At 43.0% G+C, this 23,499-nt stretch carries 18 protein-coding genes, 1 tRNA gene and 1 riboswitch; of the genes, 11 read left to right on the top strand and 8 right to left on the bottom strand.

Annotated elements, in window-relative coordinates:
* Positions 1-120 precede the first annotated feature (120 nt).
* Complete coding sequence (locus tag DJ568_RS16440) at positions 121-687, bottom strand: phage integrase SAM-like domain and Arm DNA-binding domain-containing protein (protein ID WP_262510688.1); 567 nt, start codon at positions 685-687, stop codon at positions 121-123.
* A gap of 233 nt (positions 688-920) precedes the next feature.
* Positions 921-993 (bottom strand) — tRNA-Met (locus DJ568_RS16435).
* Positions 994-1,138: 145 nt separating this feature from the next.
* Between DJ568_RS16435 and era the strand changes: the two genes are divergently transcribed.
* Positions 1,139-2,014 (top strand): GTPase Era, encoded by an 876-nt coding sequence (era, locus tag DJ568_RS16430; protein ID WP_114006394.1) that lies wholly within the window; start codon positions 1,139-1,141, stop codon positions 2,012-2,014.
* Positions 2,015-2,156: 142 nt separating this feature from the next.
* Positions 2,157-3,458: a ribosome biogenesis GTPase Der gene (gene der, locus DJ568_RS16425; protein ID WP_114006393.1), complete on the top strand. Its 1,302-nt coding sequence runs from the start codon at positions 2,157-2,159 to the stop codon at positions 3,456-3,458.
* 83 nt (positions 3,459-3,541) lie between these two features.
* On the opposite strand, the gene DJ568_RS16420 is transcribed toward der, so the two are convergent.
* Entirely contained in the window at positions 3,542-5,140 is a 1,599-nt protein-coding gene (locus tag DJ568_RS16420) for a S41 family peptidase (RefSeq protein WP_158534961.1), read from the bottom strand.
* Between the two features lie 104 nt (positions 5,141-5,244).
* Here DJ568_RS16420 and murQ point away from each other — a divergent pair, with 104 nt between their 5' ends.
* The 3 genes from murQ to DJ568_RS16405 all read left to right on the top strand — a co-directional run bounded on the left by murQ (position 5,245) and on the right by DJ568_RS16405 (position 7,553).
* Positions 5,245-6,057, top strand: a complete 813-nt coding sequence (gene murQ / locus DJ568_RS16415) for an N-acetylmuramic acid 6-phosphate etherase (protein WP_114006391.1) — start codon at positions 5,245-5,247, stop codon at positions 6,055-6,057.
* A gap of 86 nt (positions 6,058-6,143) precedes the next feature.
* On the top strand, positions 6,144-6,710 hold the full coding sequence (locus tag DJ568_RS16410; RefSeq protein ID WP_114006390.1) for a hypothetical protein: 567 nt from the start codon (positions 6,144-6,146) through the stop codon (positions 6,708-6,710).
* 90 nt (positions 6,711-6,800) lie between these two features.
* Positions 6,801-7,553 carry a Bax inhibitor-1/YccA family protein gene (locus DJ568_RS16405; protein ID WP_233496707.1) on the top strand — a complete coding sequence of 251 codons (753 nt, stop codon included), beginning with the start codon at positions 6,801-6,803 and terminating at the stop codon, positions 7,551-7,553.
* Positions 7,554-7,618: 65 nt separating this feature from the next.
* Here DJ568_RS16405 and DJ568_RS16400 read toward each other — a convergent pair whose 3' ends face one another.
* Positions 7,619-8,800: an acyltransferase family protein gene (locus tag DJ568_RS16400; RefSeq protein ID WP_114006389.1), complete on the bottom strand. Its 1,182-nt coding sequence runs from the start codon at positions 8,798-8,800 to the stop codon at positions 7,619-7,621.
* A gap of 189 nt (positions 8,801-8,989) precedes the next feature.
* A riboswitch (SAM riboswitch) is annotated at positions 8,990-9,103 on the top strand.
* A gap of 151 nt (positions 9,104-9,254) precedes the next feature.
* Here DJ568_RS16400 and metH point away from each other — a divergent pair.
* From metH to metF, 3 genes are read left to right on the top strand one after another with little or no spacing between them, the layout of a single operon-like run.
* Positions 9,255-12,968 (top strand): methionine synthase, encoded by a 3,714-nt coding sequence (metH, locus tag DJ568_RS16395; RefSeq protein WP_114006388.1) that lies wholly within the window; start codon positions 9,255-9,257, stop codon positions 12,966-12,968.
* A 42-nt stretch (positions 12,969-13,010) separates the two neighbouring features.
* Positions 13,011-13,364 carry a four helix bundle protein gene (locus tag DJ568_RS16390; protein WP_114006387.1) on the top strand — a complete coding sequence of 118 codons (354 nt, stop codon included), beginning with the start codon at positions 13,011-13,013 and terminating at the stop codon, positions 13,362-13,364.
* 54 nt (positions 13,365-13,418) lie between these two features.
* Positions 13,419-14,375, top strand: a complete 957-nt coding sequence (gene metF, locus DJ568_RS16385; protein WP_114006386.1) for a methylenetetrahydrofolate reductase [NAD(P)H] — start codon at positions 13,419-13,421, stop codon at positions 14,373-14,375.
* Positions 14,376-14,421: 46 nt separating this feature from the next.
* On the opposite strand, the gene DJ568_RS16380 is transcribed toward metF, so the two are convergent.
* Entirely contained in the window at positions 14,422-15,027 is a 606-nt protein-coding gene (locus DJ568_RS16380) for an HAD family hydrolase (RefSeq protein ID WP_114006385.1), read from the bottom strand.
* A gap of 101 nt (positions 15,028-15,128) precedes the next feature.
* Between DJ568_RS16380 and DJ568_RS16375 the strand changes: the two genes are divergently transcribed.
* Entirely contained in the window at positions 15,129-16,367 is a 1,239-nt protein-coding gene (locus DJ568_RS16375; RefSeq protein ID WP_114006384.1) for a hypothetical protein, read from the top strand.
* 56 nt (positions 16,368-16,423) lie between these two features.
* Here DJ568_RS16375 and DJ568_RS16370 read toward each other — a convergent pair whose 3' ends face one another.
* Complete coding sequence (locus tag DJ568_RS16370; RefSeq protein WP_114006383.1) at positions 16,424-17,281, bottom strand: phytanoyl-CoA dioxygenase family protein; 858 nt, start codon at positions 17,279-17,281, stop codon at positions 16,424-16,426.
* Positions 17,282-17,752: 471 nt separating this feature from the next.
* Between DJ568_RS16370 and DJ568_RS16365 the strand changes: the two genes are divergently transcribed.
* Positions 17,753-19,375 carry an NADP-dependent glyceraldehyde-3-phosphate dehydrogenase gene (locus tag DJ568_RS16365; protein ID WP_114006382.1) on the top strand — a complete coding sequence of 541 codons (1,623 nt, stop codon included), beginning with the start codon at positions 17,753-17,755 and terminating at the stop codon, positions 19,373-19,375.
* Positions 19,376-19,563: 188 nt separating this feature from the next.
* A complete protein-coding gene (locus tag DJ568_RS16360; RefSeq protein ID WP_114006381.1) occupies positions 19,564-21,240 on the top strand; it encodes a sodium/sugar symporter in 1,677 nt (558 codons plus the stop codon).
* Between the two features lie 113 nt (positions 21,241-21,353).
* On the opposite strand, the gene DJ568_RS16355 is transcribed toward DJ568_RS16360, so the two are convergent.
* Together DJ568_RS16355 and DJ568_RS16350 are read right to left on the bottom strand one after the other, a co-directional pair.
* Positions 21,354-23,066: a sodium:solute symporter gene (locus DJ568_RS16355; protein ID WP_114006380.1), complete on the bottom strand. Its 1,713-nt coding sequence runs from the start codon at positions 23,064-23,066 to the stop codon at positions 21,354-21,356.
* Positions 23,067-23,177: 111 nt separating this feature from the next.
* Positions 23,178-23,375: a hypothetical protein gene (locus DJ568_RS16350; protein WP_114006379.1), complete on the bottom strand. Its 198-nt coding sequence runs from the start codon at positions 23,373-23,375 to the stop codon at positions 23,178-23,180.
* Positions 23,376-23,499 lie beyond the last annotated feature (124 nt).

Here is a 23,499-nt window from a genome sequence, read left to right as displayed (position 1 = left end):
TCTGGAAAATCATCTTTAAATAACTACTTTTGACAACGCTTCTACAGCGTTTGCTGCGCTCGTTCGCCAGCACTTTGGGTGGTCAATTTGCCACGGAATCACCTGGTCAACTTCTCCGTATTATACAACTTTATTAATTGTGTTCTGATTATGACCTTTAGTTACTTTGAGATAATGATCAAGGTCATGCAGGAACTTTAGTTTGACTTCCACCAATGGGTAATCGGTAAGGTTGTAAACAAACTTTATAAAGTCTTCTATGTGATTCTGTATTACAACAAATTTGTCATAAGTGGCTTTAACATAGTCCTTACCTACAAGTTCCTTCATTTTCTCATTGTGATATTCAAAAGCCTGCAATAACGATTTGTACTCCTTGTCTCGTTCGGCATACCGGTTATAAACATGCTCTACTGTGAAGCTTGAATTGTTTTTTGAGATTGCATCATGCGCTTTTAAAAGTTTAACCCGGATAGATTCCAGTCCGATATTTACGTGCTGTGAATCTACTGAAGTGCCTCGATGGCGCTGTGTTTGACCGTTCCAATTTCCTTCCTTGATAAAAAAGCCTGTTGAGAATTGCTTGCGCTTGCCGTTTAAAGTGAGTCGGCAGAAGATTGGCATTGTGCCTTTTTCATTTGTCTTTGACCTGTAGAGAAAGTACAGGATGTGAATGTTGTGTACCACTTGGTTGTACTGATTAAAAATGGATAAATCAGAGAACCGATACTAATTACTGATAAACAGGTAATTACAAGATTTAAAGTAGTGTACCTCGAAGACTTTTTGTGTACCTCGTGCTGTACCTCATCCGACGATCAACTTCGACAAATGATAAGCGACTAAACCTTCGTTTAAGCACAAATCTATACCTCCGCCCATAAAAAAAGCCTTCAGTTTTCACTAAAGGCTTTCTTCGGTAGCGGGAGCAGGACTCGAACCTACGACCTTCGGGTTATGAGCCCGACGAGCTACCAACTGCTCCATCCCGCACTGTGTTTTATATATTGTCTCTTTCCGTCATAACCCCGGAAAGGCGTTCCAATTAGTAAAAAGCATTTTGTGTTGCCTTTAAATTGGACTGCAAAGATATAATTCGTTTCTTTGCAGTCCAAATAATATTTTAATTATTTTTTTTATGGGTCATAAGGCAGGTTTTGTAAGTATAATAGGTAAACCCAATGCGGGTAAGTCAACCCTTATGAATAACCTGGTAGGCGAGAAGATGTCTATCATTACGCCTAAGGCCCAAACAACGCGGCATCGTATACTGGGTATTGTAAACAGCGACGATTACCAGGTAGTTTTTTCAGACACTCCCGGCATAATCAAACCGCACTATGCTTTGCACGAGAGTATGATGCACCAGGTAGAAGGCTCCATAGTAGATGCCGACCTGATATTGTTAATGACTGATATTAACGAAAAATATGACGAGGGCGAGGTGCTTGAAAAACTGCAGGGCTCTTTAGCGCCACTGGTGGTATTGGTAAATAAAATAGATCAATCGGACGAAGAAACAGTAAAACAGAAGGTAGCCTACTGGCAGGAAAAGCTGAATCCAAAAGCGGTATTTGCCATATCGGCGTTGCACATGCACGATACAAAGGGTTTTTTAGACTATATTGTGGAGAGTATGCCCGAGCATCCGGCGTATTATGAAAAGGATGCCCTTACTGATCGTAACGATCGGTTTTTTGCTTCGGAAATGATACGTGCCCAAATATTTAAGCAATACAAAAAGGAAATACCTTACAGCACCGAGGTTATAGTAACCGCATTTAAAGAGGGTGAAACACTGCACCGCATCAGCGCCGAAATTATAGTAGAGCGCGACTCGCAGAAAAATATACTGATAGGCAAAAACGGCGACATGCTGAAAATTGTTGGTAAATATGCCAGGCTGGATATGGAAGAGTTTTTTCAGCGTAAAGTGTTTTTAGAAATGTTTGTAAAAGTTATACCCGACTGGCGCAGCAAAAAAAATTACCTGAAGCAATTTGGGTACGAATAGAAGAATCAAGAGACAAGAACCAAGAATTAAGATGCAAACTGGTTCCAGTCTTTTGAACTTTAAAAATAATTAACGGTCTGGAAAAGATGTGAACAAAATCTTATCTTGATTCTTGCATCTTAACTCTTGATTTTATACAAAAATGAGTAACATAGTAGCTATAGTGGGCAGGCCCAACGTAGGCAAATCAACTTTATATAACCGTTTAACTGAAACACGCAAGGCCATTGTTGACGACTTTAGCGGCGTTACGCGCGACAGGCACTACGGCGTGGCCGAGTGGACCGACCGTACATTCACTGTAATAGATACCGGAGGGTATGTAGCCCACTCAGAAGATGTGTTTGAGGCTGCCATACGTGAGCAGGTGGTAATTGCTATTGAAGAAGCAACCGTAATTTTATTTATGGTTGATGTTACCACCGGCGTTACCGACCTTGACGACGAGATAGCTGCACTGCTACGCCGTAGTAAAAAACCTGTATTTGTAGTTGTAAACAAGGTGGATAACAATATGCTGCAAAGTGACGCGGCTATATTTTACAGTTTAGGCCTGGGCGAAATTTACAACATTTCATCCATGACGGGTTCGGGTACGGGCGAGTTACTTGATGATATGCTGAAGCATTTTGAAGATGAGCCGGTTGAAGAAAATGCCCTGCCTAAATATGCCATTGTCGGTCGGCCCAATGTGGGTAAATCCTCCATTATTAACGCGTTGATAGGTAAGGAAAGAAATATTGTAACCCCTATTGCCGGTACAACCCGCGATTCGATACATATACACTACAACCAGTACGGGCATGATTTTATGCTGATTGATACCGCCGGGCTGCGTAAGAAAACAAAGGTAAAAGAGAATATCGAATTTTATTCGGTAATGCGTACCATTAAGGCGCTTGAAGAGGCTGACGTAGTGATACTAATGATAGATGCTGTTGAGGGTATCGAATCACAGGATATCAATATTTTTCACTTGGCCGAAAAGAACAAGAAAGGCCTTATGATAGTGGTTAACAAGTGGGACCTGATTGAAAAAAATAATAAAACCGTAAAGGTTTTTGAAGATCAGATACGCCAGAAAATTGCGCCTTTTACCGATGTGCCAATTGTTTTTACATCAGTAACCGAAAAGCAGCGCGTGTTAAAGGTAATTGATGTTGCCAATAAGGTTTATGAGAACCGGGCACGTAAAATCCCAACTTCAAAACTAAACGACGTAATGCTGCCTATAATTGAAAATTACCCGCCGCCATCGCTTAAGGGTAAGTATGTAAAAATAAAGTTCATTACCCAGATACATGGTGTGTCGCCTATGTTTGCTTTCTTTTGCAATTTACCGCAATATGTAAAAGAACCATACTATCGCTTTATTGAAAACAAGCTGCGGGAGAACTTTGATTTTTCGGGTGCGCCAATACAGGTTTGGTTCAGGCAAAAGTAAAAAGCTCGTCATCCAACCTCACCAAAAAGGCAAGCTTTAAGGTTTGTTTGAAATATCCTTCGGAAACGGATTAAGCGGGCTAATTATTTAACAGCTGTAATAGCCTTCATCAAGGCCATATCGTTGCTATTAATAGTTTGATAGTAGAAAGTGTTGCCCCATTTAAAACGCGCGGCATGGGCTTTTAGTAACGTGCCTATCTCCGGCTTTGAGTTTTTTATATCCTGAAGTTTAACATCTTTTAGCAAGGGGCCGGCATATTGTAAAAAATCTGCAAATGTCTTATCGGTAACGTCAAAGTTCTTCACAAACTGATCGGCATGTACATAAGTTTGCAGCAGTGGCTGCATCCTGTCTATCACATATTCATCAAAAATTTGCTTTTCAAGCAATTGATTTACCAGTACACTATTTGTAGTTGTGTCCGCCGGGATAAAAATGTCAGGCATTATACCACCGCCGCTAAAAACTTTTTTACCTGTTGACGTACGGTAAGGCGATTGTTTCGTAAACAGGCTGTCGTTAAGGTTACTTTCTGCTGAAAATAACTCGCCCTTTCTCATCCGCTCCGCCAATTCATTGCGGTAGCTTTCTATACCATGACTGTATGATTTTTGTATTGAACGGCCTGATGGGGTATAGTACCGGGCAACCGTAAGATTCACAGCAGATCCGTCATCAAACGGAAATTGCTGCTGTACCAGGCCTTTGCCAAATGAGCGCCTGCCAACTATGGTAGCACGGTCAAGGTCTTGCAGTGCACCGGCCAGTATCTCGCTGGCGGAAGCTGAATATTCGTCAATAAGTACGGCCAGTTTGCCGGTTTCAAATCTGCCGGAATCGGTAGCAAAGTAATCTGTGCGGGGTTCATGTACCCCTTTGGTGTATACTATCAGTTTCCCCGAAGGTAAAAACTCGTCTGCCAGTGCCGTGGCCGTATTCAGATATCCTCCGCCATTGCCCCGCAGGTCCAGTACCAGTTTTTTCATGCCCTGAATTTTCAGGTCGGCTAAAGCTTTTCTGAAATCAGCATCCGTAGTAGAAGCAAACTTACTTATCTTGATATACCCGATATTGTCAGCCGCAATGTATGCCGCGTCGAGGCTGCTTAAGGCAACAGGGCCGGGTTTCAGGGAAAATGTTTTTTTGGTTTGGTAGTCGCCGGGCAGCAGTGCCGAAAAATATAACGGGGCGGTTTTGCTTCCTTTTAAAAGCTTATCAATACCCGCTTCGGTTAAGCCCGTGCCCGAAAACTTTTTATGATTAACCGCAATAATTTTTGCACCACCCATTAAGCCGGCCTTTGCCGCCGGGCTGCCGGGGTATATTTGTGTAATTACAAAGGTATCGCGCAGCAAACGGTATTCAATCCCCAGGCCTGTAAAGCCGCCTTCCAGCCGCTCGTTTACCTCGGTAGCTTGTCGTGGCGGCAGGTAAAGTGAGTGCGGGTCCAGCTTTTGCAGTAGTTCATGTACAGTAGCTCCTTCAATGCTGTCCACATCTACCGAGTCAACATAATTATACTGCACCAGTTGCAGCACCTTTGACATTTTATCGGCCCGTTTAAATGAAAAAACCGGCAATTGTTCGCTAAGGTCGTCACGGCTGATGAAAACACCCAAAAGCACGCCTAAAAAAACAAGTAGGGCTGAACGGAAAATTATCGAAGCGGTTTTTTTCATGCAGTGCTTGCGCAAAGATAGGTAATACGCAGTATAACTGGTAATTATCGGGTTATAGTATTTGATGTTTTTTACCGATTTTTGTCTCATCAAAACGTAAAATAATGGAAGCTACCACCGAGCAGAATTCGCACTATAATCACCTTGAGCAAATGTCAGTAAAAGAGATATTGCAAAACATTAACAAGGAAGATCAAACCGTGCCTAGGGCTGTTGAAAAGGCATTGCCCCAGGTAGAGGCCCTTGCCCTTGCCATTGCCGGTAAAATGAGGGCGGGTGGCAGGCTTTTTTATATCGGTGCAGGTACCAGCGGGCGTTTAGGTGTTGTTGATGCATCAGAGTGTCCGCCAACATTCGGCGTGCCGTTTGATATGGTAGTAGGCATTATTGCCGGTGGCGATGGTGCCATACGCAAGGCGGTTGAGTTTGCCGAAGACGATGATAAACAGGCCTGGAAAGATCTTGAGCAATATGATATTTCCGGCAAAGATGTTTTAGTAGGTATAGCCGCTTCTGGGCGTACCCCTTACGTGATAGGTGGGCTGGAGGCAGCTAACGCGAACGGTTTGATTACGGGATGCATAGTATGTAATAGCGGCAGCCCGGTTGCTGCTGCGGCGCAATATCCCGTTGAGGTAGTTACGGGGCCTGAGTTTTTAACCGGATCTACCCGAATGAAAGCCGGCACCGCTCAAAAGCTGGTATTAAATATGCTCACCACAAGCGTAATGATACAGTTGGGGCATGTAAAAGGTAATAAAATGGTTGATATGCAGTTATCAAATCATAAGCTGATTGACCGTGGTACGCACATGGTAATGGATGAAACCGGCCTGGGCGAGCTGGAAGCCGCGGAGTTACTGAAAAAGCATGGCAGCGTAAGGCTGGCCGTTGATGCTGCGATGAGTAGAAAATAGTTGCTGGCGCCACCGTTAATATACTAACAATGGACCAGATAAGATAAATAGGTATTTCGCCTCTTGCGAAGGAGGCCGGAGGAATAATGCACGAAATAGAACCATACTACCGCTGGCGTGATGATTATGTAGCGTCCGAAGACGAATATTCGCCTTTTTATGCCACGCAATACAGTGAGTTTGAATTTGACAAACAGATATACAATTACCTGCTGCATCCGCAGTGGGATACCTTTGGCTCAAATACGCTTTACCTGAAGGTGATTTTTGCCGATTACGAACGCGGTTATGCTATTATTGAGCTTATTGGCGAATGGAATGATGCTATTAACAACGATATTATGCTGATGAAGCGCGAGATGCTTGAACTGATGATGGATGCTGGCTTGAACAAGTTTATTTTAATTGGCGAAAACGTGCTTAATTTTCATTCGTCCGATGATTGTTATTACGAAGAGTGGTTTCAGGACGTGGAGGATGGCTGGATAGCAGGGATAAATTTCAGAGAACATGTTATAGAAGAATTCAAGCGGAACAATATTGATTACTACATAAATTTCGGCGGAGAACTTGACGAGATATCATGGCGCGGTTTAAAGCCCATACAGGTATTTAAGAAAGTAGAGGAGCAGCTGACTAAAAGATTAAACTGATTAAATATCATAAATTGCTGCGTTGGTAATATGAATAATACAACAGTGCTGCTTGCTTTATACAGCCTGAATGTATAATCTTGTATAAAAATGAATCAAAACAACATGGATAATAATATGACTGAATACGTTTATGATGAAAACGTAGTACAAATTGAAGATGCAGACGCTTCGCGTAAATTTATAGCCAACGTATTTCTTTGGATGTTTGTAGCCTTAGCAATTTCAGCAGCATGCGCTTGGGTATTCGCTACAGATCAATCATTACGTAATTTCCTGGTAGACCCTATCACCGGGCAGCGTACAGGTTTAAGTACGTTTGTAATGTTCGCTCCGCTTGGTTTTATATTTACTATGTCGTTAGCGTTTAGCAGGCTTTCTTTTCCGCTGCTTATTGCTTTTTTTCTGGCATTTGCCGTTATAATGGGAGTAAGTTTAAGCTTCATAATAGGGTTTTATACTGCGGGTATGGTTTATGGCACTTTTATCACTACATCGGTTGTATTCGGCGTAATGGCTGTAGCGGGTTACACCACACCTACCGACCTTACCAAGTTTGGTGCACTGCTTACTATGCTTTTAATAGGTATCATTATCGCATCGGTGGTAAACTTGTTTTTAGGTAGCAGCGGTTTAAACATGATTATTAGCTATGTAGGGGTGGCCGTGTTTGTAGGCTTAACTGCTTACGATGTTCAAAAGTTAAAGCGCATTGGTGCTGGTTTAGAATACGGAGAGACCTCAACAAAAAAAGCTGCCATTATGGGTGCTTTAACATTATATCTCGATTTTATTAACTTGTTTATTATGCTGTTGCGTGTGTTTGGCGGTAACCGCAGATAAATAAGTAGACTTCAACATAACTGGCCGCTTCATTAATTGGGGTGGCCATTTTTGTTCACAGCCAGTTATTTTACAAAACCGGCATACCGGAAATCAGTTGATAAATACATCAGTATTTTAGAGAATATGATAGGTAATACTATAGCGGTTAACTGAGTGCCAAATAAGGCCAATACTGCTACCGACGGACTTAAGGATGAAGCGGCGCCATCAAACCTTAAAAAAATGTCTTTTAAAATTTTGAAGTGCAGGATGTAAATCGGGAAGCTATACGTGCCTACGTATGATAACAGCTTCAAAACTGCACCGCTTTTTAGTTTGTAGGCCAGCATAAGTATGGCCCCTGAAAGAACCACCATGCCCACATAGCCAAAAAAATTATATGGTACACTGTACTGCGCCAGATCTATCCGTTCATGAAAGCTGGTAAGCGTTTTTATTGGTTCTACATAAACAATTAATTGCGTTGCACCGGCAGCTATAAGTAAAATTATAATGACGTGCAGTTTAAGTAAATACGCACGGTGCCTGTATACTGCTATAATAGCGATAAACATTGGTATCAGGTACAAGGCTATATCTATGCCAAAAGGTATTTTACCCAAACAGTGCAATACGGCTATTTTACGTGTAAGAGCGAAATAAACACACCATAATGCTCCCAAAACACCATACAAAGCGTATTTTTTTGATTTTGACCAGGTGGCTATTTTGTTATTGGCCAGTTTGGCAAATGAAAATATTACCTTACATGAAAACAAGGCAGGTAAAAACCACAGTATACTCACCAATGCCTGGTAGTTGCCCTTTAAAAGATCTTTAAACCTGCCAATAGCGTTTATAAGGTCGCGTGCCGGATCGTATATAATTGTTGGTTGCAATATCCATATAACATATGGTATGAGTAAGGCAATGGCTATTTTTTTAACAAATCGCTTTGAAAGCGCCGGGATAAAAAGAACCCCAACCGCCAGGAATAACGGCATCCGGAAGAAGTTCATGTGCAGGCCGGAAATAGCGCTATCCACCCATATATATTGCCAACTGGTTTTATCAGAAAAAAAGCTGGCGTAAGGAATGTGCCCTAAAACAACGAGTACAATCAAAAACCCTTTTAAAGCGTCGATGTGTCTGTCTCTGGAAGGGAAGACGGCGGAATCTTTGGGCTGTTGCAACTCAGGGTGCGCGGGGCTGCCGTCTGCGTTGTTATGTTTTATGTGTGCGATAGTAGTTTTAGTTGGACACATTTTTTACAAAGTGTTTAGCGTGCGCAGCAAGTGGCGGGTGTAAATGTAATAAAATCAGACGATGGCATAAAGTTATAATTATCCAGCAATTTGGCTTGTAAGTAATTGTCCATATCCAATGTTCCTGTTATCACGTCTAAAATAATTAAGCCCTATTGCACATCAAAATATTATTATGCACCTTTGCGTTGCTTATGGAGAAAGACGGAGGGATTAGACCCTGCGAAGTCTTAGCAACCTGTAACTTTACAAGGTGCTACATTCTACTTAACAAAGCCGGTGGCATGTTAGGAAAGATAAGCGAAAGTCAACACCATGCCCGACTTTTCGAGATAAGCTGTATTTAGTATCAAGTAGTTAGTATTAAGTAATAAGATTACTCTGTGTTATTTGCGCTAACGAATCATATACAACTTTTTGCACTTGATACTTGATACCCGCTACTTGCTACAAAATGGATATTAAAAAAGAACTACAACAACGTATACTGGTAATTGACGGTGCCATGGGTACCATGATACAGCGGTATCAACTCACCGAACAGGATTTTCGCGGTGAGCGCTTTCGCGGTCATGTGTGTGATCTTAAAGGTAATAACGACCTGCTGAACATAACGCGCCCGGATGTGATCAAGGCTATTCATAAAGAATACCTGGACGCCGGGGCAGATATCATTGAAACCAACACCTTCAGCACGCAACGTATCTCGCTGGCTGATTATAATATGGAGGAGTTGGCGTACGAGATGAGTTACGAAGGTGCCCGTATAGCCCGCGAGGTAGTTGACGAATATAATTTAAAAACACCGGGTAAACCGCGCTTTGTAGCAGGCGCTATAGGCCCCACTAACCGTACAGCATCTATATCACCGGATGTAAATGATCCGGGTTATCGTGCAGTAAGTTTTGATGATCTTGCAGATGCTTATTACGAACAGGTAAAGGGATTGGTTGACGGTGGCTCAGACCTGTTACTTGTTGAAACCATTTTTGATACCCTGAATGCCAAGGCTGCGCTTTTTGCTATCCAACGTTATATGGAGGAGCTTAAAAAGTCGCCCGCTATTGAAGGGAGGTTCAGAGGGGGGGCTGATGGGCTGCCGGTGATGATATCAGGAACCATTACCGATGCATCAGGCCGCACCTTGTCAGGCCAAACGGTTGAGGCTTTTTGGAACTCCGTGCGCCATGCCAACCTACTATCGGTAGGACTTAATTGTGCGTTAGGTGCAAAAGATATGCGGCCTTACCTTGAGGAGCTATCAGAAAAGGCGGACGTTTTTATATCAGCATATCCTAACGCGGGCTTACCTAACGAATTTGGAGCTTATGATGAAACCCCGCACGAAACCGCACATCAGGTTGACGACTTTATACGATCAGGACTGGTAAATATCGTGGGAGGCTGTTGCGGTACTACCCCTGAGCATATCAAGTGTATAGCCGACAAAGCAGCTAAATTTGAGCCGCGCCGCATACCGCAAATAGCGCCATATCTGCGCTTAAGCGGCCTTGAGGCAGTTACCTTAACACCTGAAACAAACTTTGTAAATGTTGGCGAACGTACAAATATCACCGGCTCGCCAAAGTTTAGCAAGCTTATACTTGCCGAGGATTATGAGGCAGCGCTTACCGTTGCACGCCAACAGGTGGAGGGCGGTGCCCAGGTGATTGACATCAACATGGACGAGGGTATGATAGACTCGGAGGCCGTGATGGTGAAATTTTTAAACCTCGTAGCATCAGAGCCGGATATTGCCAAATTGCCCATCATGGTCGATTCGTCTAAATGGACGGTGCTGGAGGCCGGCTTGAAATGCCTGCAGGGAAAAGGCATTGTAAACTCCATTTCTTTAAAAGAAGGCGAAGAGAAATTTAAAGAGTACGCTCGAAAAATTTTAGCCTATGGTGCGGCTGCCGTAGTAATGGCATTTGACGAAACAGGCCAGGCGGACTCGCTGCAACGCCGCATAGACATATGTAAGAGGTCATACGATATATTGGTTAACGAGGTAGGCTTTCCACCGCAGGATATTATTTTTGATCCAAATATTCTAACCGTGGCAACCGGCCTGGAAGAACATAACAATTACGCGGTTGATTTTATTGAGGCTACCCGCTGGATAAAGCAGAACCTGCCTTATGCCAAAGTGAGTGGGGGAGTAAGTAATATTTCGTTTTCGTTCCGCGGTAATAACGTAGTGCGCGAAGCTATGCACTCGGCATTTTTGTACCATGCTATAAAAGCCGGGCTGGATATGGGCATAGTTAATGCCGGTATGCTTGAGGTGTATGAAGAGATACCGAAGGAGTTACTGGTACTGGTTGAAGATGTGTTGCTGAATAGACGAGCTGATGCCACCGAGCGATTGGTAGAGTATGCCGATACCATAAAAAGCAAAGGCAAAGAAATAATTCGCGATGAAGAATGGCGTAATGACCCGGTTGAAAAGCGTTTATCGCACGCATTGGTAAAAGGTATTATTGAATACCTGGATGCCGACGTAGAAGAGGCCCGCCAAAAATATCCTAAGCCGTTAGACGTGATAGAAGGTCCGTTAATGGACGGTATGAACATTGTAGGCGACCTTTTCGGTTCGGGCAAAATGTTTTTGCCGCAGGTAGTAAAGTCCGCCCGCGTAATGAAAAAGGCTGTGGCATACCTGCTGCCATTTATTGAGGAGGAAAAGCGCAATAACGCCAATGCCGACCAGCGTAAAAATGCCGGCAAGGTATTAATGGCCACTGTAAAGGGGGATGTGCACGATATAGGTAAAAACATAGTGGGCGTGGTACTGGCCTGTAATAATTTTGAGGTAGTTGACCTGGGTGTGATGGTGCCCGCGCAACGTATAATTGAAGAAGCAAAAAAACAGGATGTGGACATTATAGGCCTGAGTGGGCTGATAACACCTTCGCTTGACGAAATGGTGCATTTTGCTAAAGAGATGGAACGCGAAGGATTTACCATTCCCCTAATTATAGGCGGTGCTACTACCTCACGTATCCACGCCGCTGTAAAGGTTGCCCCACACTATTCGGGCGCAGCTATACATGTTTTAGATGCGTCGCGCAGCGTAACTGTTTGCAGCAGCCTGATGAACGCTGATACGCGTGACGAATATATACAGGGAATAAAGGACGAATACGCCAGGGCGCGGGAAGCGCATGCGAATAAAAAGAACGATAAGCGCTTTGTAAGCATAGCCGACGCACGCGGCATGAAGTGCAGTATTAACCTTAACGGTGCCATACCCAATAAGCCGGCATTTACAGGAACAAAAGTTTTTGAATCTTTCCCTTTAAAAGAGTTGCTGCCGTATATCGACTGGACACCTTTTTTTCATACGTGGGAGCTACGTGGCAGCTATCCTAAGATATTTGACGATAAATATGTCGGCGCAGAAGCAAAAAAGCTATTTGAGGATGCCCAGGTGTTGCTTAAAAAGATTGTTGAAGAAAAACTGTTACATGCCAACGGTGTAATCGGTTTTTGGCCAGCAAACAGTGTTGGAGATGATATTGAATTATATGCTGATGAAACACGCAGCCATGTGATTGCCCGCATACATACCTTACGTCAGCAGGCCGAGAAAGCAAAAGATGAACCGTATTATGCGCTGTCAGATTTTATAGCACCAAAAGATAGCGGTGTAACTGATTATTGGGGAGGCTTCGCTGTGACTGCCGGACTTGGTTGCGATGAGCTTGTAGCCGCTTTTGAAAAAGACCATGACGATTATAACAGCATTATGGCTAAGGCTCTTGCCGACCGGCTGGCTGAGGCTTTCGCCGAAAAAATGCACCAACTGGTACGCAAAGAATATTGGGGCTATGCAAAAGACGAACAGCTTGATAATAACGAACTGATAAAAGAGCGATACCAGGGTATCCGCCCGGCACCGGGTTACCCGGCATGTCCCGATCACACAGAGAAGCTGACTTTATTCAAACTGCTTGATGCCGAAAAAAATACGCACATGCACCTTACCGAAAGCTTGGCGATGACGCCTGCCGCGTCGGTTAGCGGATTTTACTTTGCCCACCCGCAGGCACGCTACTTCGGATTAGGCAAAATTGGCAAGGACCAGGTTGAAGATTACGCAAAACGCAAAGGCCAGACGTTGGAAGAAGCAGAGAAATGGCTTGGGCCTAATTTGAATTATTGATGTTAGTAGCAAGTATCAAGTGTCAAGTATCAAGATATAAGAATGCATAATTTTAAAGACTTAAAGGTGTGGATAGCTGGAATAGGAATGTGCAAGGAAATATTTCAGCTTACTAAAGCCTTTCCTGATGAAGAAAAATTTGGATTAACATCCCAAATGAAACGGGCTGCCATTTCAATCCCCTCAAATATAGCCGAAGGGTGCGGCAGGAAGTCTAATAAAGAATTTTATCAATTCCTTAATGTTGCGCTTGGATCGTCATTTGAACTGGAAACGCAACTAATAATAGCCTATGAATTTGCCTATATAACACAGCAAACACTTGGCGAAAAAGGCGCGCTGATTACTGAGATACAAAAAATGATATACGGTTTGCAAAAAAGTCTCACTGTTTAATATAGCAGTGCGCTGTTTACTTGCTACTTAATACTAAATACTCGATACTAGACAATGAAAATAACCGAACACATAGAAAACGCCAACGGCAAAACACTTTTTTCATTTGAACTGATACCGCCTTTAAAAGGGCAGAGTATACAGGGTATATATAATGCTATTGACCCATTGATGGAGTTTAAGCCGCCTTTTATTGATGTAACCTCGTTACGTGAAGATTATATCTATAAAGAGCATCAGAACGGCTTACTTGAAAAACTGAGTTATCGGAAACGGCCGGGTACTATAGCCATTTGCGCTGCTATCATGAACAGGTATAAAGTAGATACTGTTCCGCATTTGTTGTGCGGCGGGTTCACCAAAGGCGAAACCGAAAATGCCTTGATAGATCTGCAATTTCTCGGTATCGAAAATGTGTTGGTGTTGCGCGGCGACGCTCGCCGGGGTGACGCTACTTTTATACCTACCGAGGGGGGACATTGTTATGCAACTGAGTTATTACAACAAGTAGTTAACATGAATAATGGTAAATATCTGCATGAAGACTATGAAGGTATTGAGAAAACGAATTTTTGCATAGGTGTGGCCGGCTATCCTGAAAAGCATTTTGAAGCGCCCAATCTTAAAGCCGACTTTAAATACTTAAAGCAAAAGGTAGACATGGGTGCCAACTTTATAGTTACGCAAATGTTTTTTGACAACCAAAAGTATTTTGATTTTGTGAACGGCTGCCGCGCAAATGGTATTAATGTGCCCATCATTCCGGGTTTGAAACCAATAACCAACTCAAAGCAACTGAGCAGCCTGGCGAAAACCTTTTTTATTGATATGCCCGAAGATCTTTGCGACGTTATCAACGCCTGTAAGGATGAAAAGGCGGTACGCGAAGCCGGTATTGAATGGATGATTAATCAGTGTAAAGAATTAATTAAGTTCGGTGTACCTGTTTTGCATTTTTATACCATGAGCAATGCCGGGCCTACAAGAAAGATCGCGGAAGCGATATTTTGATACGCTGGGCCGACACCGGCTAATTGTAAGGCTTATACAGGTCATATTATAACACCTGCAATTTTGCTAATGTCATTTCCAAATCCTCTGCAGATGTAAAGTGAATTGACTTTATGCCCATTTTTTCTGCCGCTAAAACATTACGTTGATTATCGTCAATAAACAGCGCGTCGGCTGGTGAAATGCTGTATCGGTCAAGTAAAATTTGGTAAAATTCAGGAAAGGGTTTGCGCGTTTTTTCTTCGCCGGATACTACTATGCCATCAAACCAGTGTAAAAAATCATATCTTTCCTTTGCTATACCAAAAGTTTCAGCGCTCCAATTGGTGAGCGCATAGATTTTATATTTGCCACTATCTTTCAAACGTTTTAAAACGTTAACCGTGCCGTTAATATGCCCGCCCAGCATTTCGGGCCATCTACCATAAAATGCCCTAATGTTTTCTTCATGTTGGGGAAACTGTTTAACAAGAATATCTGTGCCTTCCTGCAGGCTGCGGCCTGCATCCTGCTGTTCGTTCCAGTCGGAGGTGCAAATAGTTTTTAAAAAGTTGTTTATGTCTTCCTCGTTATTGAAGAGCTTGCGGTATAAATATGCCGGGTTCCAATCAATCAGCACAGCGCCCAGATCAAAAATTATCGCGTTTATCATCAAAAACAAAATTATTAAATCGACCAGTAGTTAGCTAGGTATTTTCATTTGTTTTTTGCAGCAATTTTTTTTTACTTTTACTATTATAAACTTTATCACTTATGCGCTTATTCGGCCTATTGGCCTTTACCTTGCTGCCTTTCGCGTGTTTTTCCCAATCGAATTATAAAAAGGGATATATTTTAAGAAGCAGCGGAGATACCTTAAGGGGTTATATCGACTCGCGGGAATGGGCACGCAACCCTAAGTTTATTGCGTTTAAAACATCAATGGAAAGTGCAAACGTATTGCGCTTTAAAGCGGTTGATATCATCCGTTTCCAAATATTTCCGTATACAAACTATGTGAGTTATGTGGGTCACATAAGTAACAATCGTAACCGTTTTCCTGAAATAGATGATTTTAAAGATACTACCACTCGCCTGGATACTATCTTCCTAAAGCAGCTATTTAAAGGGAATAATTTAGCATTATATGCGCACATTGAGAGCGCGAAAGATCGCTTTTTTTACCAGGAGGAAGGGCAGCAACCTGTAGAGTTTAAATACTTCAACTATCGCAATACTGATGGACAGCTTTCTCAAGGTAAGATATATATTGGACAACTCACTTTATTATTAAACAAATATGCCGGCGGCGATAAAAGGAAATTAAGAGCGGTACAACAAGCGCACTTTAATGAGGGTAACTTAATCAGAGTGTTTGAACTAATAGATGGAACCGGTGCCGAAAATAGGAACCGGCCAGCGGGTTCGCGTTTGTTTGTTGGCGGAGGGCTAAACTACATCAATACAGCTTTTTATGGGGAAAACCGATTCGCCGAATCAAGTCCCTCAAAAACGTATTCGCCAAAGGTCAGTGCAGGGTATGATTTTTTTATCAACCCGATTGTGCAGCAGTTTTTTTTTAGAACCGAACTATCTTTACACTACGTTAAGCCAAATTTTAGCAGGCCGGTTAGTTCCCAGGCTTATGTAAGTTACACATTTGATCAATACAATTTGGCACTTACACCGCAATTAATTTACAACGTCTACAACAAGGAAAGCTTTAAGTTTTACATAGGGGCGGGGGCGGCTATCAACTATTCGATTTATGCAAATAACAAAATGACTATGCATAACACGGCTCCCTATAATCAGCCTGCCTATCGATTCGAAAATCTTTGGTTGAGTTTTCCTTTGCAAGCCGGGGTAACCGTTAATAAGCGTTTTGATATATCGTTGAACAGGTCAGGTGCTGCCGCGTTTACACGATACCTGGGATTTTCTGTAGCTTCAGAAGTTTGGGGCATCAGTTTAAAATACTTATTTGATAGAAATCGGGAGGTGGGCTTATAATTGTTGGTTAAGCTACAGCGCACCGGCTTGTTTATTGGAAGGGCAAGATTCAATAATCACAGCGTAGCATCTTGTTCCCAGCCTGTTTGCTTTAATGCAGGGTCGTCCTCTTTTTTTAAAAAATCATTATTAGACGAGGAGGTCGCATCCCACTTTAATAAGGCTTCGTCAGCTACTACGGCTACAGGTACTTTCCAGGATGTGGACGGCTCGTGATTGTATGCCGGGTTTGATTGTAAGTTATAGCATGATATGATTGACCACCGCGGGTGGTCAGACAAGTTCGCTTCTGACCGGTGCAACAAATTACTGTGGAAAAACAAAGCGTCGCCTGCTTCCAGTTCGGCGTACTCCAGTGGCATAGTTTTAAGCGCGTTCTGTACCATAACCTTATCGGCGCCCATTTGCTCGCCTGCAAAACCGTGGTTAATCCTGCCCATTTTGTGCGATCCTTTTATCAATTGCAAACAGCCGTTTTGTTTATTAGCGGGAGTAAGCGCTACCATAATACTTAACAATTGATCGGGATACATAAACTGATACTTATACCAGTAACCATAATCCTGGTGCCACTCCCAGGCACCGCCAACTTTAGGTTCTTTTTGCATCAGTTTGGAGTGGAAATGACAAACCGGATTATTATTACCCAGCAACTGGGCTGCACAGCTTATCATCCTTTCGCTGCGCGTCATATAGCCGAATACGTCGTCTCCCGGGGTAAACCATAACGAAAGCCGGGTTTTTTTACCGCTTTGGTCGTTTAAATCAAGTGTGTTATCCGTCATAACATGGTTTTCACGGGCAGCATCATACAGGCGACTAACTTCCCGTTTGCTAAAAAACGCTTTAACAACCGTATAACCGTTGTCCTTGTAGTCATTGATCTGTGCGGGTGATAATTTTTTCGACGGCATTGCGGTGTCAATTTAGGTACTAAACAAATATTATACTTAGCCTTGTCGCAATCAACCGTTATTATATACTAAAAACCAAGTTTTTTGACATCAATTGCCAGTATTTATTTGATAGTATGTTTATACAAATAATTGATGGACAAATGGCACTTTACGCGCTGACGATCTGCGCTCTTTGATTTTGGAGCAGGATATAAGATTAACGGTATGGAGGAATTTTGGCCTGTAGGACGATTACGGCAAATCAATTTTATAATACACATTACAGCAAATTATAAAAATATACTACCTTTGCAATCGATTGCAAAGGGGGTTTTCAAGTTCAACCATAAAAAAATACAATAAGCGGAAAATGTTATTAATATAATTTTTACTTTGCGCCGCTTATCATAATACATAGTAAGTACTGACCTCAGAGAGAAAGTTGGACAGCAACTTCGGGAACATAATAAAAACAATAAATAACTTACAATGAGTTTTCAAGACCAGATTAAATCACTGTTTGTAGAAGAAGCCCGGATACCGGAGGACTTCAGGATAGATGAGATACACCAGCGCGAGTACTTGTGCAACGGTGAAATGCGTAAATGGGACGGACCGGTAAGCGAAGTATATTCGCCGGTTTGCATCCCTACAAGCGAAGGGTTAAAACGAAAGCTTATCGGCACGTACCCTTTATGCACAGAGAAGGAAGCCAGCGAAGCTTTAGAGGCAGCTGTGGCGGCCTATAACAACGGGCGTGGCGAATGGCCAACGATGAGCGTTGACCAGCGTATAAAAAGCCTGGAGACATTTATCGGCAAGATGGGCGAGCAGCGTTCATTGATAGTAAAGCTGATCATGTGGGAGATAGGCAAATCGCAGGGCGATGCGGCCAAGGAGTTTGACCGTACGGTAGAGTACATGTTAGCCACCATTGAAGCGTTAAAAGACATCGACCGTCAGGGTTCGCGCTTTGAGATAGAAGAAGGCGTGGTAGCCCAGGTACGGCGTTCACCTTTAGGGGTAGTGCTTTGCATGGGCCCGTTCAATTACCCGTTAAACGAAACCTTCACCACGCTGATACCTGCCCTTATCATGGGCAATACCATACTGTTTAAACCACCGAAACACGGTTCGTTATTACATTACCCGTTGTTAAAAGCGTTCCAGGAATCATTCCCTAAAGGTGTGGTCAACACGGTTTATGGTCGTGGTGCGGTAGTAACGCCCGGGCTGATGGCAAGTGGTAAAATAGATGTGCTGGCTTTTATCGGCAGCAGTAAGGTAGCCAATGACCTGAAAAAGCGTCATCCCAAAGTTAACCGCTTACGCGCCGTTTTGAGTTTGGATGCTAAAAATGCCGCCATCATTACTAAAAATACCGACCTGAAGCTGGCGGTGAGTGAATGTATACTGGGTTCGCTGTCATTTAACGGGCAGCGTTGCACAGCTATCAAAATCATTTACGTACACAAGGACGTGGCAGATGAATTTTTAAAGCTGCTTAGCGAAGCCATACCGAAACTTACCTTAGGTATGCCATGGGATAAAGATGTAAAGCTAACCCCGCTCCCCGAGCCGCATAAGCCCGACTACCTGAAAGAAGTTATAGAAGATGCCAAAGCTAACGGCGCGTCGGTGATCAATGAAAACGGCGGCGCAAGCGAAGCATCGTTTGTATACCCGGCAATAGTATACCCGGTAAACGAAAAGATGAAGCTATACCGCGAGGAGCAGTTTGGGCCTGTTATACCTGTTGTTCCGTTTGAATCAATAGAGGAGCCGATCAACTGGCAGATCAATTCGCCGCACGGCCAGCAGGTAAGCATATTTAGTAATGACGCCAAAGAGATATCAGCGCTGATAGACCCAATGGTAAGCCTGGTAAGCCGTGTAAACGTAAATGCCCAATGTCAGCGTGGTCCGGATGTGTTCCCGTTCACAGGCCGTAAAGACAGTGCCGAGGGTACGCTCTCTGTTCACGATGCGCTGCGCTCGTTCTCTATACGCTCATTGGTAGCTACAAAGCTAAATGAGTCGAACAAACAACTGCTGAATACCATAGTAGACGAAAATGACTCAAACTTCCTGAGCACCAAGTTTATTTTATAATAAATAACTAGTTGACATTAAAGGCGGCATACCCTATGCCGCCTTTTTTTGTTGCCAATTTTGATAGGTGTAAATAATACACTTTGTAATTGCCTGCAAAATTTTAAATTGCGGGAATTATCAGTACTATTGATAAACCAAATTATAAAAACTATAATTGTCAAACTGACAAATTAACCTAATTAATAATGAGAACAACTGATTACATCGTATTCTTTGTATACTTTATCATAGTATCAGCATACGGTTACTGGGTGTACAAGCGCAAACACAACGCAGATGCCACCTCAAAAGATTATTTTTTGGCCGAGGGGTCATTAACATGGTGGGCAATTGGCGCGTCACTCATCGCATCCAATATATCTGCCGAGCAATTTATCGGAATGAGTGGCTCGGGATATACTATGGGCCTGGCCATTGCCACATATGAGTGGATGGCAGCAGCTACACTGCTTGTGGTGGCCGTATTCTTTATCCCGGTATATCTTCGCAACAAAATATTCACCATGCCGCAATTCCTGCATCAGCGGTATAATGGTACGGTAGCCATGATTATGGCTATTTTCTGGCTGATGCTGTACATTGTGGTTAACCTGATGTCGATACTTTTCCTGGGTGCGCTGGCAATAAGCGGTATATCCGGGCTATCTGTGGAACTGTGTATCACTTTATTGGCTCTTTTTGCCATTGTTATAACGCTGGGCGGAATGAAAGTGATCGGCTACACAGATGTTATACAGGTATTTGTGCTGGTATTAGGTGGCCTGGTTGCTACATATCTGGCGCTTGATATGATAAGCGAAAAATCAGGTGCAGACGGCATGTGGGCGAGCTTCAACGTGTTGCATACCGAGGCAAATGATCATTTCCACATGATATTTAAAAAGGACAGTCCGCATTATATGGATCTTCCGGGGCTTTCGGTTCTAATAGGTGGTATGTGGATAACCAACTTAAACTATTGGGGCTGTAATCAATACATAACACAGCGTGCATTAGGTGCAAACCTCAACACAGCACGTGCTGGTATATTATTCGCAGCTTTTTTAAAGCTGCTTATGCCTGTTATTGTTGTGTTGCCGGGTATTGCTGCTTATTACCTTTATCAAAAGGGAGAGTTCCAGCAGGAAATGCTTACAGCCAGTGGGGTAGTAGATCCGAATAAAGCTTACCCATCATTACTGAACCTTCTGCCATCTGGGTTAAAGGGGCTTTCGTTTGCCGCGTTAACAGCGGCTATAGTAGCGTCGTTGGCGGGTAAGGCTAATAGTATCGCCACCATTTTTACACTAGACATTTACAAAAAAGCTATCAAGCCCGACGCTACTGACAAACAGTTGGTTACGTTAGGTAAATGGTCGGTTGTAGTATCAATGTTCCTGGGTGTAGTGCTTTCGCTGGCCTTAGGCGATCCTCTGATGGGTGAAGGTAAGTCAGGCTTTCAATACATACAGGAGTACACCGGCTTCGTATCGCCGGGTATATTCGCCATGTTCATCCTTGGGTTTTTCTGGAAAAAGGCTTCATCGAATGCGGCGCTTTTCTCCACTGTCGGCGGGTTTGGTTTCTCGGTATTACTTAAATTCCTGCCTTTTTGGATGGATCTTTCGTGGCTGGCGCCTATGGGTTTTTCAAAAAATACGGGCAACGGCGTTTACGAAATACCTTTTATTGATCGTATGGGATTCGTTTTTGCTTTCTGCGTTATAGGTATGTATATTATATCCAAAGTAGATGAGTCAAGAGGAATAAAAACAAACGGCCTGGAGATAGAGTCGTCAATGTTTAAAACCTCGCGCGCGTTTACCGCAGGGGCTGTGTTGATATGCGCAATACTGGTTGCGCTTTACGCGGTATTCTGGTAGGCGAACCAATCTACTTGAAATCTTTAAAAGCATTGACTCTCAGAAAAAAAGTGGTCAATGCTTTTTTTTTAATCTCCGCGTAATTGCGTTTGATAACATGAATTTTTTAAAGCTTATTCAATAGCTTGCTTTTTTTCTTGCAGGAGTAATGGCGTTATATAAGCGATTAAAAAAGCAAGCAATATCACCAGCAAACAACCTATGGCGTTTAGCCATAAATAAGCTACAACTTTATAATAACCCATTACGCAAACAATAATTTCCGTAACTATCGCGGCTGTAAAAACCGCCCGTCCCTTGATCGCTTTTATATAAAAAGCCACAATGAACACGCCTAAAATTGTCCCATAGATATATGAGCCTAGTTGGTTTACCGCCTCAAGCAAATTGCCCAGTTTGCTGGCATAAAGCGCCATACCAATACTGGCCAGGCCCCAAAAAACGGTGGCTAGGCGCGATGCGTTGAGGTAGCCTTTTTCACTTCCGTTGGGATTGATGACCCGTTTATAAATATCAACTACGGTGGTAGAAGCTAGGGAATTAAGTGCGCTGGCTGTAGAACCCATTGATGCCATAAAAACTATGGCAATAAGTAAACCTATAAGCCCCTTAGGCAGGTATTGCGTAACGAAGGTCAGGAAAATGTAATTGGTGTCATTATTATCAGCTACGCTACTGTTTTTGTTCATTACGCCTATGGCCTTTTCACGTATGCTGTGCATTTGCCGGTCGGCTATCTTTAAAGCGCTGCGTGCACTGGTTATTTTGGCGTTGTCATCAGCATCAGAAGCAGCGATCAGGTTTTGCGCAGCTATTTTTCGCTGCTCAAACGCCAACGTATGCTGCTGTTCAATAGCAGTGTATTCCGCAGAATACTTGCTATTTTTCACCTGCTCTACTTCGTAATTGTTAAAAAATACCGGCGGACGATTAAACTGGTAAAAAGCGAATACCAGCACGCCAATAAGCAGTATTAAAAACTGCATGGGTATTTTTATAAGCCCGTTCATAATAAGGCCCATACGGCTTTGCGCTACTGAGCTGCCTGTTAAATAACGGCCCACCTGGCTTTGGTCGGTACCGAAATAAGATAGCTGCAGAAAAAAGCCCCCGATAATACCGCTCCAGATATTATAGCTGTTGTCGGAATCGAATTTCCAGTCCACCACATTCATTTTACCCAGCGCGCCACCCAGTTTCAGGGCGTCAACAAAGCCCACTTTACCCGGCAGCAAGGTTACTACCACAAAGCCTGCAAAAAACATCCCCGAAAATATGATACTCATTTGCAGCAACTGCGTGTACGATACTGCCTTTGTGCCACCATACACAGTATAAAATATTACCAGCCCGCCGATAAAGAGGGTAGTGTAAGTGGTATCTATGTGCAGGATGGTTGACAGGATAATAGATGGCGCATAAATAGTAATACCGGTTGACAGGCCCCGTTGCACCAGGAATAAAAATGATGTGAGCACACGGGTTTTAAGATCAAAGCGTTGCTCTAAAAACTCGTAAGCGGTGTATACCTTGAGTTTATGAAAAATAGGTACGAAGGTAATGCACAGCACAATCATGGCCAGCGGCAGGCCAAAATAAAATTGCACAAAGCGCATTCCGTCGCTATATGCCTGTCCCGGAGCCGATAAAAATGTTATAGCGCTGGCCTGTGTAGCCATAACCGACAGCCCCACATGGTACCACGGCAAAGAGCGGTTGCCTACCAAAAACTGGTCGATATTTTTATTGTTGCCGCTTTTCCAGATGCCATAAATAACAATTGCAAGCAGGGTAACGGCAAGAACTATCCAGTCGGTAAGACTCATTCAAAATATTTAGTAATGAGCCAAAATACAGAAATAAGAAAAACCAGCCAAACAACCACAAGGGTGTAAAACTGGTTCCAGTTACGTATAAATGAGGGGAGCTCGCTTCTCTCAGACGTTTTCACGGCCTTTAACCAATACATTTACAAAAAATGCAGCGGTTAGTAAACCTAAAACACCACCAACAGGTACGTATATTAAACCCCTGTCTATAATAGCGCCCACAAAAATGCCGGCAACCAATGCTACAAGATAAAACGCTGCGTAGCTCTTTTCTTCTTCTTTATGCGGATGGTGATGGTGTGACATATGTTTATTGTTTATCGTGCAAATTTAATGGTTAATGGCATAGGTGCCTAATGTTTATTGGTAAAATTTTCACCCTATATACTTCTGAAATGGTAACATACCTCTTTGAAGACTTCCCTTAGGA

Origin of the sequence: Mucilaginibacter hurinus, assembly GCF_003324525.1 — a bacterium.
GTDB lineage: Bacteria > Bacteroidota > Bacteroidia > Sphingobacteriales > Sphingobacteriaceae > Mucilaginibacter > Mucilaginibacter hurinus.
This window is presented reverse-complemented; position numbering and strand designations above follow the sequence as displayed.